The 12,650-nt window shown below is 62.0% G+C and carries 14 protein-coding genes; 1 reads left to right on the top strand and 13 read right to left on the bottom strand.

Going from position 1 to position 12,650, the window contains the following annotated elements; all coding sequences use genetic code 11:
* Nucleotides 1-14 precede the first annotated feature (14 nt).
* The 3 genes from AC1RZR_RS16600 to AC1RZR_RS16590 form a co-directional block, all read right to left on the bottom strand.
* Nucleotides 15-500: a hypothetical protein gene (locus tag AC1RZR_RS16600; protein ID WP_481828979.1), complete on the bottom strand. Its 486-nt coding sequence runs from the start codon at nucleotides 498-500 to the stop codon at nucleotides 15-17.
* A gap of 6 nt (nucleotides 501-506) precedes the next feature.
* Nucleotides 507-1,121 carry a T6SS immunity protein Tdi1 domain-containing protein gene (locus AC1RZR_RS16595; RefSeq protein ID WP_481828978.1) on the bottom strand — a complete coding sequence of 205 codons (615 nt, stop codon included), beginning with the start codon at nucleotides 1,119-1,121 and terminating at the stop codon, nucleotides 507-509.
* Nucleotides 1,122-1,183: 62 nt separating this feature from the next.
* Nucleotides 1,184-1,699, bottom strand: a complete 516-nt coding sequence (locus AC1RZR_RS16590) for a hypothetical protein (protein ID WP_481828977.1) — start codon at nucleotides 1,697-1,699, stop codon at nucleotides 1,184-1,186.
* 160 nt (nucleotides 1,700-1,859) lie between these two features.
* Here AC1RZR_RS16590 and AC1RZR_RS16585 point away from each other — a divergent pair, with 160 nt between their 5' ends.
* A complete protein-coding gene (locus AC1RZR_RS16585; protein ID WP_481828976.1) occupies nucleotides 1,860-2,744 on the top strand; it encodes a hypothetical protein in 885 nt (294 codons plus the stop codon).
* Here AC1RZR_RS16585 and AC1RZR_RS16580 read toward each other — a convergent pair.
* From AC1RZR_RS16580 to AC1RZR_RS16535, 10 genes are all read right to left on the bottom strand, one after another.
* On the bottom strand, nucleotides 2,739-3,386 hold the full coding sequence (locus AC1RZR_RS16580) for a hypothetical protein (protein ID WP_481828975.1): 648 nt from the start codon (nucleotides 3,384-3,386) through the stop codon (nucleotides 2,739-2,741). The two genes, AC1RZR_RS16585 and AC1RZR_RS16580, sit on opposite strands and share 6 nt — an antisense overlap.
* Nucleotides 3,387-4,655 (bottom strand): AAA family ATPase, encoded by a 1,269-nt coding sequence (locus AC1RZR_RS16575; RefSeq protein WP_481828974.1) that lies wholly within the window; start codon nucleotides 4,653-4,655, stop codon nucleotides 3,387-3,389.
* Between the two features lie 146 nt (nucleotides 4,656-4,801).
* Nucleotides 4,802-5,461 carry a hypothetical protein gene (locus AC1RZR_RS16570; RefSeq protein WP_481828973.1) on the bottom strand — a complete coding sequence of 220 codons (660 nt, stop codon included), beginning with the start codon at nucleotides 5,459-5,461 and terminating at the stop codon, nucleotides 4,802-4,804.
* Complete coding sequence (locus AC1RZR_RS16565; RefSeq protein ID WP_481828972.1) at nucleotides 5,461-5,964, bottom strand: hypothetical protein; 504 nt, start codon at nucleotides 5,962-5,964, stop codon at nucleotides 5,461-5,463. Before AC1RZR_RS16565 ends, AC1RZR_RS16570 begins: the two co-directional genes overlap by 1 nt.
* 3 nt (nucleotides 5,965-5,967) lie before the next feature.
* A complete protein-coding gene (locus AC1RZR_RS16560; RefSeq protein ID WP_481828971.1) occupies nucleotides 5,968-6,678 on the bottom strand; it encodes a hypothetical protein in 711 nt (236 codons plus the stop codon).
* Between the two features lie 63 nt (nucleotides 6,679-6,741).
* A complete protein-coding gene (locus AC1RZR_RS16555) occupies nucleotides 6,742-9,213 on the bottom strand; it encodes a phage tail protein (protein WP_481828970.1) in 2,472 nt (823 codons plus the stop codon).
* Nucleotides 9,213-9,812, bottom strand: a complete 600-nt coding sequence (locus AC1RZR_RS16550; RefSeq protein ID WP_481828969.1) for a phage connector family protein — start codon at nucleotides 9,810-9,812, stop codon at nucleotides 9,213-9,215. The genes AC1RZR_RS16555 and AC1RZR_RS16550 overlap by 1 nt, the downstream gene beginning before the upstream one ends.
* Nucleotides 9,813-9,988: 176 nt before the next feature.
* Nucleotides 9,989-10,426: a VOC family protein gene (locus tag AC1RZR_RS16545; protein ID WP_481828968.1), complete on the bottom strand. Its 438-nt coding sequence runs from the start codon at nucleotides 10,424-10,426 to the stop codon at nucleotides 9,989-9,991.
* 176 nt (nucleotides 10,427-10,602) lie between these two features.
* Nucleotides 10,603-11,592, bottom strand: coding sequence for a Coat protein (locus AC1RZR_RS16540; RefSeq protein WP_481828967.1), 990 nt, complete (start codon nucleotides 11,590-11,592; stop codon nucleotides 10,603-10,605).
* Nucleotides 11,593-11,683: 91 nt separating this feature from the next.
* Nucleotides 11,684-12,595: a hypothetical protein gene (locus AC1RZR_RS16535; protein WP_481828966.1), complete on the bottom strand. Its 912-nt coding sequence runs from the start codon at nucleotides 12,593-12,595 to the stop codon at nucleotides 11,684-11,686.
* Nucleotides 12,596-12,650: the final 55 nt, after the last annotated feature.

Here is a 12,650-nt window from a genome sequence, read left to right as displayed (position 1 = left end):
ATTGTGTGGCCGGTTCAGTTGCAGGCTGGCCCTGCCCTGCCGGCCACTCCCAGATAGAATAACATCAGGACGATGACCCCGCGGTGGGCAGCATTGCAAGCTTGGCAACGCGGCCGATGCGGTCGCATTTCGGCGCCACACTGCCTTGCAGCGCTTGCCTGTAGGTCCGCCTCGGCGGTGTCGATCGGTCCGGCCGCAAGCCTGCACCGCACCCAGCATCCCGCAAGGCCGCTCCGGATTCTGGGCTTCGCCGAGCCAGCGCCTTGGCTGCGCCGGGGCACTTCCGCTGCTTGCCGGACGATCTCATTGCCGATCTCGGCAATGAGATCGGGGCCACTCTGCCTGATCGCGTCGAAGTTTACAGTTTCGTTCTCGTCGCTCAATGCCATGGAAATGGCGGAGACCTTGCTCCATTCGGCCTGCTCATCGTCGTCACGGCCCGCCAGCTGCCGCGCAGTCATGCGCGCCGCGCCGGCGGCGGCAGTTTTGATGGCAACCATCCAAGATTAATTTTTGAGGTTTATCGAAGTCCCCGGCGGCAGTCCCTTAACCTTGGCTATGACCTGGCCCATGATGTGCCAATAAACCTCGAGATCCGACAACTCCTGGTTTGAGACGTCATCCTCTCCCCCGAGGAAAAGCGGCTTCTTGTAGCCGATGCACTGGTCGTAAGCCGGCTGCGCCCCGCCGGCCGCCAGCCAGTCTCCATACAGGCTGGCAGCCAGCGCGGCATCCTCGTTTTCGATGATCAGGTCGTCGTGAAAGGTTTCGAGATTGGCAGGTATCTCGAGTGCCTCGCCCGTACCCGGCTCAAACAGGAGCACGCCAGGCTGTCCGTCCTCGAGCCTCTGGCTGTCAACGGCAAACACCGAGCCTTGCCACTCATAGCCAAAGCAAGTGATCCTGCCATTGGCTTCGGGGAACGCTAGGTTAACCCGCGCATTCCAGGCCGGCATGTCCTGCGCCCGGATGATCCGGTAGAGGCCCTGCTTGAAAGACGCGCCGCCGAAACTGGCGACCAGCTCATTCAGGCCGGGAATTCCGGTATCCACGACGGTGCTGCCGGCATCCGCCGCAACCCTGCTCTCTATGGGGAAGTTTTGTCGGAATGCTTCGAACACTACCGCTCTCCAATCGTGACTTCAAATTGGCAATTGGTGAAGGCCACCCAACTGCAAGTCAACTATAAAGCACTGTCCGCGCCCACCGCGTCGCACAGCGTTTCATCCGACAGCCAGCAGGACAGCACAATAGAATCGGCGCCGATCACCGGATCGACTGTTTCGAAGGCATAGACGAGATGGGATGAGGCCGCGCCTTGACGCACGTACACCGTGGTGCCCTTCTGCAAGGTTGGCGCGCTGCGCGCGTCGGCTGGACGATGCCAATGGCCTTCGCTCGCCGTATAGATGCCGTTCTGTGTCGCATTCGTCTGGTTCTTGACAAGCACCCGGTCACCGACCTGGACCTCCACGGCATCGATGGTCTGCAGGCCGTAGAGGGCAACGTTGGCCGTGGTTGCCAGGCGCACGGGTTCCCGTTCGCTGGCCAACGGGCGAACGACGGCAGTTGCAAGTCGGGCCATAAGGCTTGCTCCATGAAAAAGCCCCGCGAAAGCGAGGCTTGAATTTTGGAACTTTTGGAGGTTGTCGCGGATATGCGACAGAGCGGCGAGCGCCAGTAAAATGTATTCATTCAACGGACCTATGCCCGTCAAGAAATCGAAACGTCGTCCACAAAGCGATGGGCAATGATAGCACTGCCTTCTGCACGAACAACTTGCCGTCCTGTTCGGCAGGTGCTTTTATATCCAGACGTGCGGAATAGCCGGGGCGCCATCTGTACGCTTGGAGTTACTGATGGCCGAGATTACGGACCCATCTACTGAACTTTATCGACTCTGCAAAAAACTTTCGGGCGTTGATGCCAAGGATCAGACACGCAAGGCTCTAGCAAGGCAATTTGACTTGCCAGTGGATAGCCCTGAGTTCTTCGCGGTCCTCGCTGCGCTCTCGGGGAGAATCATGCGGCTACGCACCTTGGTTGCGTCGTTGACCGCAACCCCAGAGCCCTTCCGCACAACGTTTGACGATGCCTGCAAACAAGTGTCGACGTTTGTGTCCACGGCCAGTTTACAGAACCCTTGGTCGGGGGTGCGCGACAGCGCCTTTACTTTAGTCGCACTTAATACCCTTTTGATGGCAGGACATACTGTTCAGGGCGCCGCGCCCCTGAGCGTGCCGACGGATGCCGAAAGGGCAGACCTGATTCTGAAGATTGATGAAGCGATCGATGCCATGGATAGCAGGCAGGACGTGTTTGTCACACTACTCGTCACTTCGTTCAGAGCCCTTCGGCTTATGATCGATAAAATGGAGTTTTATGGAGTAGACGGCGTTTTCGAACACCTTCTTAGCACACATGCCATACTTCGGAATGCGGAGTCATCGCAATCGGACCATCCAAATCGACGAAGATTCTCTAAGGCGTGGAGTGTACTAGCAAGTATATACGTTGCGTTCACCATTCCTGATGCCGGCATAACTGCAGTGGAGAATTATTACACGTATGCTCAGGCGGCGTTGCAATATTATTATCAGGAAGTACCAGAACCTGACCTTAAGCTGATAACAGGTCCGACCGACGATGCCAAAGGAGAAGCCCCGGCCGAAGAAGGTGTTGGTATCAGCACACCTGGGGATCATCCCAAAATAGGGTCAACGAGCGGCGGCGGAAAATTATAGTTGGACTGCCGCAATTTCAGCGGAGAACGCCACATAGCTCGTGCAATTTGGGGCAACCCAAGGCGTCTTCGCGACTGCTGATACTTTATCCGAATAATACTTTTGCAATTTAAGCTTTTTATAATCATATGTTTTTCGGAACTCAGCCTTTGCGTCAATCGTAGCTGGTGCAGCGTGTGAATTCTCAGCAGCTAACACCCATGCCTCCGTATGCTGGACTGGCACGGCAAAAGCTATCCTCTGCCTCCGGCCTGCTGGCGAAAGGACACTCTCCAGTGCATCAACCACAAGATTAACGCGATCTGCAATTGCAATAACTCCCGGCGGAACGACAATAGTTGTATGAGGCGCCACGACCTCCAATGCATCACCGTCCAAGTGGACAATGATGACGTCGCAAGGGACATCACCGGCGAAAATTGGTTGGAAGAAGGTGTCAAGTTTTGAACCTGTGTATTTCTTGCACCATCCGAGTACTTTACCCCAACCGCCATCTGTCATGCGCCCAGTTGCATCAGGCGCGGGCTGAAGAGTTCGAACCACAATAGCGTCACCTGTGCGTTTGGCTAGCTCCCCACGTATAAATGGATCTAGCATTATGAAGTCGTGCGTCCCCTCAGCAACCAAACCCACGACTGTCATCTAAAGCGCACCCGAAATACGGTCTTCTAGCAACAGCTCTGACAAATTCTGTCCTTGATGAGCGACGTTCCACTGATCCTTTGTCATACCCGGAGCGGGTTCAAGCGGCCGGAATTCAGTCTTTCCGAGGGGGTTCGATTCCTTTGTGTGCGCTCGTCGGCAAACAAATATCTTCTGCGATGGGTCAAAAATATCGAAGCTGTCCAACGATGACGGATGATGGGAAGTCATGAACGCCTGACGTTTGTTCGAACTCGCCGAGTCCAAAAGCGCTTCAATAACATGATTAGAAAGCTTTCTCACGAGGCGTGGATTCAAAGTTCCATCCACGTTGTCTAATGCGAAAATATTTGGTGTCATTTGATGAGCCAGTAGCACAGCTACAAATATCAAATAGAGGGTGCCTTCGCTAGCATCAAATGCACTGAGCATGTTTCGTTTCGAGTGCATAAATTTGTCGCGAATGTACATAAGTTGGCCCTCGGAACGGACTTGCGAAGGCACCACGTTCGCGTCGAAGCTACCGGCTTTTACTTGATCTGCCCAACCGGGCTCCCAGATCACTTGCATCAACTTCTGAAACTTCGTCCGATCCGTCCTCTCAATGGTGTTGAAGGCGGCAGCCAAGCCTGATCCTGTTAGGCCGAGCGGCTCGACAACACGCTGATCGATAGCCAAGCCCCTCATCACCGCTGTCTGGGGGGCATAGATCGCAAATTTTGAGAATTCGTCGAGTTCCTGGCGCAGGCCTGCGGAAATCTTGACCATCGGTTCAATGACGCTCCAGACGCTTCGCGTTGACGGAACGAGGCCTTTCGAAAATCCTGGAAGGTCCTTTGCGACCGAGTGCAGTTTTGTGCCGTGTCCGCTACGCCCAAAAACCTGGTGTTCACCGTCGTAAAGTGCCTCTGCCGAGAACTCCAGAAAGGGACTGTTGGCACTGGACCTTATGTTGCAGTCGTATCGGCCATGTTCAAAATGGGCCTCCAACCTGAAGCTCTTGGGAAGCTCGTGATTTTTAAAGGCGGATTTGAAAAGGTGGGGGAGCGAAAGGCGAACACCCTTCAGATCAAGTACCGTAGGGTCAAGGCCGCTAGAAAGGGCTGCTGCCAGAACGCCAAGGGCTTCTAGCATGTTAGATTTTCCGGACCCATTGGGACCAATAAGCAGGTTTACTTTGCCGAAGCTAACTTCTTGTTCGTAAATCGATTTGAAGCGTTCGATCTTTAATTTTGTCAGCACGGCAAATCCCTTCGTCAGCGCTGGCACGCATAGTCGCATGATGAGGTCGTGTCGATGCGGTTTGACGTAACATACGGCTCTAAAACGTAACTTATTTGACGGAGAGTCAACTCTGTGTCGCACATCCCGTTCCGCTCCACAAATCCGGCACCCCGAAATACGCGTCAAGCCGGTTAACGGCGGACCCGGACAAACGCTTTTTCCGTATTGCTGCGCCAGGCAGTTTCGGCTGCTTGCCTGGCCACCGGGTTGCCCATTTTGGCGATCAGGTCAAAGCCGCTCTGCCGGATCGCTTCGAACGTTCCCGTGTCGGCAGGGTCGCCCTCGGCGATAGCGCCAAGTGAAGCGTCCTGCACTGCTGTCCACTCGGCCTGCTCATAGTCATCGCGGCGCGCCTGCTGCCGCGCGGCCATGCGCTCCGAGCCTGCCGCGCGCATCGCCTCCTTCTGCCTGGCGAAATCGGCGCGCTGGCTCTCGGGCATGTTCGGCAAGGCATCGTCGAACAGTGTGTCGAACAGGCCTGATTTGACCACCCGGCCGGTGCGCGGATCGACCTGGCCATACATGGCGTCATGCAGGCCGGCACCATCGGCCGGCGCATTCGCCACCACCTCGTCTTCCGCCTGCGCGATCCGGCCGTTGAACCGGCGGCGCGCGATATCGGCGTCGAACGCCTCCTGCCGCTCTTTCATCTGCCGGTAGCGCTCGGCGACGGCGGAAAGCTCGTCGCCAAAACCCTGCATCGCCCGGCCAACCGGCGATCCCTCGGGATAGGAGACGACGTTGCTGGTTTCGAGCCGGCGCCGGGCAAGCTGGAGAGGAATGGTCGCCATCAGTAGAGACCTCCAGTGAAGAGCCCACGCGGCGCCGGCGGGAAGGCGCCTTTGCCGAAGGTCACCGCCTTGGCCGGGTCGTAGAGGCCGGCGAGGCCCGAGCCGAGGCTGCTGCCGGCCTGGAAGAGGCTCGCCGTCGCCGCCTGCCGGCCGGAAAAGCGCGAGATGGCGGCCTGCGGGCCAAGATTGTTCTGGCGCAGCTGCGAGCTGTACTGGATCGCCTTGATGTCGAGCTGGCCCTGCCTGGCGTTTGCCGCCAGCACCTCGGCCGGCGAGCCGGCCATGCCGACGCCCGAGGCGCCGGCCTGGGCGCGCGCCTGCGCCTGCAGGAGGTCCTGCTTGTGGCGCTCCTGGCCCTGCTCGAAGGCCGCACTTTGCGCGTCGGCCCGCGCCTGCTGCTCATAGGCCCTGGCCTGGGCGTCGGCCATCTGCTTCGACTGCTGGCCCTCGGCCAGCGCGCCGCCGACCGAAAGAGCCGTACCGAGAAGAGCGAGTGTGCACATGGTTCAGCCTCGTTCGCCCAAGGGTTTGCTTGCTGTTGCGGGAAGGAATTTGCTTTTGCCCTCGGGGCGCCTGACGTCGGGGCGCCTGGCGTCGGAGCGCTTGACCGGCGCGCCGAGCGCCGGGCGCGGGTCGAGCGCGCCGCCCGGGCTGAGGAAGGACAGCAAAAGCCTGTCGGCCTGGATCGCCGGGCGGCTGAGACGGGCGGGCGCGGCGGCACGCGGCCCGGCCATTGCCGCGCGGCGCGTGGTGGTCAGGTTGACCTTCAGGTCGGCGACCCCTGCGGCGTCGAACAGGCCGTTGGCGGTAGCGATGGCGCGGGCCAGCGCATCGGCCTCGAACAGTTCCTGGCGCAACAGCTCGACCAGCCGCTGCACGCTGCGCCAGCGTTCGCCGAGCAAAGCCGCCCTCGCCTTGATCTCGTCGCCAAGCGCGGCGATGTCGGCCCGGGCTTCGCCGGCGGCGGCCTCTGCGCGGCGCTTGCCGGCGGCGTCGATGGTCCTTTCCAGCAGCGCGACCCTGTCGTTGCAGTCGTCGAGTGCTGCGCGCGCCGCGGCCAGGTCGCCATCGCCGAAGACCGCCCGGTCCTCCGCTTCAGCCAGCTCGCCCCTGCGGGCAATCGCGTCATTGAGGTCGGTGTCGAGCAAGGCGATGACGGCCGCGTATTCGGCAGCCGTCCGTGCCCTGCCGAGTTGCTCGGCATGGGGGGATGTCATGGGTGGGGTCCTTTTTGGGAGAAGGCGAATGATTTGCGCGGGGAAGCGCGGCGCCGGAGCTGCCTAAGGCTCCGCGTCGAACACCGGCGTGAACGCGCGGATGGTGCAGGGCGTCGGGTTGAGGTGGCGTATCCTCACCCTTCCCTGCCCTTCCCAGCTGTCGTCGATCGGCACTTCGACATTGCCGGTGAACAGCGTTGCCCGCCCATCGGGCGCGACGATCGAGGGCATGCGCACCGGCTCCCAGCGGCCGCGCATGAAGGACTGCACTTCGAGCCCCGTCGTGTCGGTCTCGAGCAGCGACAGCATCACTTTCGCCACCTTCTTGCGCCGGCCGATGATGGAGCCGTCGCGGCCGCCGACATCGAGCTCCAGCGTGTCGGCGCCCGCCGCATAGGGCAGGCCGAGCTGCCATTTGGCGGATGCTGCCGACCCCGCCGGCAACGTCACGGTGCCGCTGCCGCTGACGGCGAGGCCGCGATAGACCTTGCTGTCGGCCAGCACATCGACGGATTGGCCGGCGAGATGTGTGGCGCCGCCCACCGTGGTCACGGCAGCACCCGAGTAGGTCAGGCCGCAGTCGACTTCGAAGGCGTCCGCGATCGCGCCATACTCGAACGGCGCCGTCTTGATCTCGATGGTGCGCCTGGTCACGCCGCCCATGGTGCGCTTGACGACCAGCCAGAGATCGTCGTTGCCGTTCTGGCCGGGGGTCGCCGTGGCGCTCTCGACGACCGCCCAGCCGGAGCCGCCGAAGGCGCCGCCCAGCCGATGCCGGTGCATGCCCCTGACCTCCTGGGATGGCTGATGCGTGTAGCCGCCAAGCTCGCCATTTTCGAGCGGGAACCACAGCAACGGGTCGGGGTCGGTCTGGAAGGCGAGTTCGACCACGCCAAGCTTCGGGATATGCTCGGAAATCTGGCCGACATCATCGGAGGTGAAGCGGCTCTGCGCCGTCTGCGTCAGCTCGGCGATCGATTTGCGCGAGCGCGTGACATAGAGGAACGACTGGCCGGCATCGACCGGGCGGATGCGGGCGCAGCCGAAGGTGCGCGAACGCCGGTTCTTGAACGAGGTCGGCGTCAGCGCCTCGTCGATGCCCGAGCCCGACAACGCGCGCACGCCGCCCGACGTGCCGATCAGCAGAGCACCGTCGGACTCGGCGATCCAGACGATGTCGTTGGCCTGGCCGCCGCCGGCCTGGATGAATTCCAGCGCATCGTCGTCCTTCTCGCCCAGCGCGAAATTGTCGAAGTCGCCGGTGGCCGAGGCATAGACGGAGAATTTCCGGCTGAAGGCCAGGCGCTCTTCGTACAGCGAGCCGCCTTCCATGTATTTGCCGGGAACCAGCGTGCCCAGCCGCCAGCGGGATACCGGGTTGAGGTCCGGCAGGGCATGGCCGTACAGGCGGACCGTGACGATGGTCGTGCTGGTGCGCGACACGATCTTGGCCCAGCGCCAGCGGCCGTCGGAGGCGAACAGCCTGACGGCGCGGCCGACGTCGCTGGTCTGGAAGCCGGTGCCGCCATTGATGCCGACGGTCGAGGACGCCGTCAGGTTGAACGGCGTCATCAGGTCGCCGTCCTCGTTCGGCGCCCATTCGGCCAAGCTCATGTTGGTGGAGTCTGGACCGCCGCCGCCTTCCGCGTCCCAGCGCAGGTATTCGAAGGCTGTCTTGTTGAAGAACTCGTAGTACCGGCGCTCTGAAGCAGCCCAGCCGGTCTGACCCTGCCGCGAGTCGATCGTCACCCAAGTGGAACCGTCATTCGATCCCTGCACCTCCCACTGGGTCGGCATGTCCTGCGACTCGGCAGCGGCGCCGTTGGCCTGCACCCAATAGGCGTTGCACACCTTCCGCGCACTGGACGCCAGCCGATACTGAACCCACGCGCCGGTGCCCGATGAAATGACCGATCCGGTCTTGCTGCTCTTGTCGAACAGTTCCCATGCATCGGCGGTCGCGTTTTGGCTGGAAACCGTGCCGCTTGGCGCGGTCAGGCTGGTCATCCTGGGAACGAAGGAACCGTAAGCCGCCGGTGTCAGCGTGGTCGCGGTGTTGTTGATGTCGTCATAGGGGCCGTCGTCGATCGCATGATCATCCAGCGTCCATGCCGTGTGCGCCGTACGCGTCAGCACCTTGGGCGGATAGTCCCGGTGGGTGATCCACATCTGGTCGGCCGACTGCACATAGGCGAGATCGAACAGGTCCGCCTCGAGATAGGGCGAGACGACTTCCACGCTGCCGACGCGGGCGCCATAGGCGTAGACGCGGATGTAGAGGTCGCCGAATTCGAGCGCGTAGGCCTGATCCGCCGAAAAGATGAACGGGATCAGCCGCGTCCTCTTCGCCGAAATCTTTACCTCACCGGCAAAATAGGTGCCGCCGCGCTTGCGGATGCCGCCATGCGGCAGCGTGACGAAGTTCTCGCATCTGGCGAGTGCCGCCCGATAGAAATCGAGCGAGGCGCGTGCGTGCAGGCGTGGCGAGATCTCGCCGCGGGTGAAGACGTCCTGGACCGGATAGAGCGTCGTCATCAGCGCATAATCCTGTTGTCGCCGCGCTGGCTCGACCAGGACGCGGTGTAGGACCTGCCACCGCGCTGGATGGCGTTGGCGTTGAGCGCGGCGTCCAGCGCCCGGTCATAGGCGGCGCGGGCAATGTCGATCATGCCCGACTTGTGGGTCAGCGGATGCGCCACCTTGATGGCAAGTGCGGCCACCAGCACTTCGGTGAACAGCGCGTCCCAGTCGTTCGGATCGGTGAGGTTGGCGACGTAGCGGATCGCCAGAGGCCCGGGCTGATCGCTGTAGATCAGGCCGGCCTCCTGGCGCCACGACACCGGCACGCCGTCCGGTTCGCCATTGCGGCTCAGTGGCAGCGGCCGCAGGCAGTCGGCCGGCAATTCATAGGCGAAGTTCAGGCTGCAATCGCCGCTGCCGGTATCCGAGCCCGCCAGCGTGGCGCGCAGGATCGCGAACACCCAGGCGTATTTGGTCAGCTCCGCCTCCCGCGTCAGGTCGAAATGCAGGTTGAGGAGCCGCGCCGCCTTGATGTCCTGGTCGAGGCTGTCGATCGGCGCCTCGTCGAGCACGGCGAGCGCCATGTTGGCGATATCGAGCGGGGTGATGGCCATGGCTCAGCGCCTCGTCCATGCGGGTCGGGTCATGATTTTCTCCGGACATGAAAAAAGCCGCTGCGAAGCGGCTTGGGATTTGGTGTCGATAGTGAGAGATCGCGCTTCTACCGCGCCCCCTCCGGCCTGCCGGCCATCTCCCCCACGGGTGGGAGATTGGCTGTCTTCGTATTGCCTCAGCTGAGTTCTTGGGCGAGGCCGATGAGAAGCCCTTCAGGCCCACGGATGTAGCAGAGCCGATACGCGTCCTTGTACTGGACCACTTCGCCGACGAGTTGCGCGCCGCGAGTGCGGAGCCTTGCAAGCGTCTCGTCGATGTCGTCCACGGTGAACATGACGCGGAGGTAGCCCAGGGCGTTGACCGGGGCGTTCCGGTGATCTGCGACGACAGGCGGCGCGAGGAAGCGGGAGAGCTCGAGCCGGCTGTGGCCGTCCGGTGTGCGCATCATGGCAATCTCGACATGCTGATCGCCCAGTCCGGTGACGCGTCCGGCCCATTCTCCTTCGATCGTGGCCCGCCCTTCGAGCTCGAGGCCGAGTTCGCGAAAGAAATCAATCGTGGCTCCGAGATCTTCGACGACGATTCCGACGTTGTCCATCCGCTTGAGCGCCATGTTTCCAACCTCCAACGTGTCGTTGCAATCTACAAGGCGTCGCCTGGTCTAACAACGGACGCTGGGCCCCCAAAACCGATAGAGGATGACATGTGGACGTACGGTCGTGTCCACATGTCTACAATTCTGCGAGCCGTGAAGGCGGGGGCAACGCCCCCGCTGCTCGCCTGGCCCGATCAGGCCTCGGTCGTCTTCAGCGCGATGAACGTCATGGCCTTGACGCTCGATGCGGTGCGGTCCCAGTTCGCGGCGAGTGCCAGCTCCGCATCGGTGGCGAATTCGCCGGCCGAGGCGGCGTCGAGGAAGCGTGTGCCGGGAACGTGCGGCACGAAATGCCGGCGGCCGACCATTTCGGTGACGCCGCCGCCATGGCCCTGGCGCGGCTTGCGGTCGAACTCCAGCGGACCGCCTTCGGTGTTGACCGGCAGCTCGTTCCACAGGATCGCCTTGTCCTTGAACATGAAGGCCGTGTAGACGCCCGCCGCCACCGGAATGTCGTCGTCGACGACGGCCCGCAGCCCCATGTAATAGGGGATCAGCGGCCCGCCCTGCTGCGAGGACGGCACATAGTCGATGAGGTCGGCGAGCTTCAGCGCCTTCATCTGCTTGGAGTGCATCCAGATCGTCTTGAACTTGTCGGCGCGGTCGCCCATCAGATAGGCGGCCTCGATGATGTCGGTGTCGACGATGGAGGCGCCGGTGGTGCGCACCAGGTCGGCACCGTCATTGGCGATGTTGTCGGCGACGACGCCCTTCAGCATGCCGAGCAGGGTCAGCTTGTTGGCACGCTGCCAGTACTCGGTCTGCCGCTTGACGATCAGCTTCTGCGGATCGTCACCGGCCAGGATCGAGGTCAGGTCCGGAACGCCCCAGGCCTGGGCGCGGACATTACGGGCGGCGACCTCGCGGCGCGAGCCGATCTTCTTCATCTCGATGGAATCGGCCGGATCGTCATTGACCGGCTCGGACGGGTCGTTGCCGAGATCCTTCCAGCCTGGCATGTCGACCGAGCGGCCGCCCATAGACAGCTTCGAGGCGATGGCCGGGTCGGAAAACAGGATTCCGGCCTGGTAGATCTCGAGCGACTGGACGTGCTCCTCGAACGCATATTGCGCATAGACGGACGGAACGATCGCGTCCGCGATACGGGTGTAGGCATCTGCCATTTTTCTCTTCCTTCTGGTTTGGGTTTGGCGGAGTGTGCTGAGATTCAGGTCAGGCCGAGGAGGCCGGCATCACCTGAATATCGACACAGCTTTAGAGGGGGTTGTTGGGCATCCACTGATCCGGGTTCTCACCGGCCTCGCGTGCCAGCCGGCGGGCACGGGCGGGGTCGCTTTTGACGAGGGCTGAAATCGCCGAAATGTTGCGTTCGCCGGCGGCGTTGCGCTTGAACGGATTGCCTCCGCTCAAGACGGCACCGCCATCGATCGTGTCTTCCGTGAACATCGCCTCGCCGATGGCGTGGAACGCCCTGGCGATCTGCGGATCGGTCAGCGCCCCGTCCGGCAGAAGGATGCCCTTCGCCTTGTAGGCGTCGACTAGGCCGAGCTTCTTCATCGCCCGGTTGGCGACCTCGATCTTCCGGCGAAAGCCGTCGCTGTCGGTCGGCCCCCAGTCGCGGACAAGGTCGTCATGGGTGGCCTCGACCGAACGGGCCAGCGCGATCTCCTGGCGCACGGCCTGCTCGGCCATGTAGCCGACGAACTTGTCGTGATAGGCCTGCGCGGTCCTTGGCGAAGCACCCGCTTCGACCGCCCAGGCCTTGGAAGCATTGGCGAGCTCGTCCGAATAGGCGAAGTTTTCCGGCAACCCTTCCGGGCGCCGGTACTCGACCTTTTCGGAGGAGGTGACCGGACGCATCGCCTCGGGCAGCCGGGCATGAAACCGCTCCCAGTCTTCGCGTGATGCGTCCGCGGCGGGAACGCGCAGGCTCTCACCCTGCTGCCGCTCCAGCTCCGCATAGGATGTGAAAACCCGATCGAGGCTTTCAGCCCTGGTCCAGCCCTTGGTTTCAGCGAGCTTGCGGTTGCCTTCGGAAAGACCGTCAAACCAACTTTGGGCGGCAGGCGCGGCGGACCGGTTGTCCGCACCAGCCGGTGACCGTACCGGGTTGCCCGCCGGCTGCGCACGCGCCGCCACGGACCCGGCGTCTGCCAGATCTGTCATGTGAGATTTCCTTATGTGGGTTTCAGGGAAGTAGCCCGACTTTCAAGTCAGGGCT

Source organism: Mesorhizobium bavaricum (assembly GCF_056781655.1).
The sequence above is the reverse complement of the archived record's forward strand: the minus strand, read 5'-3'. Positions and strand labels throughout refer to the sequence as shown.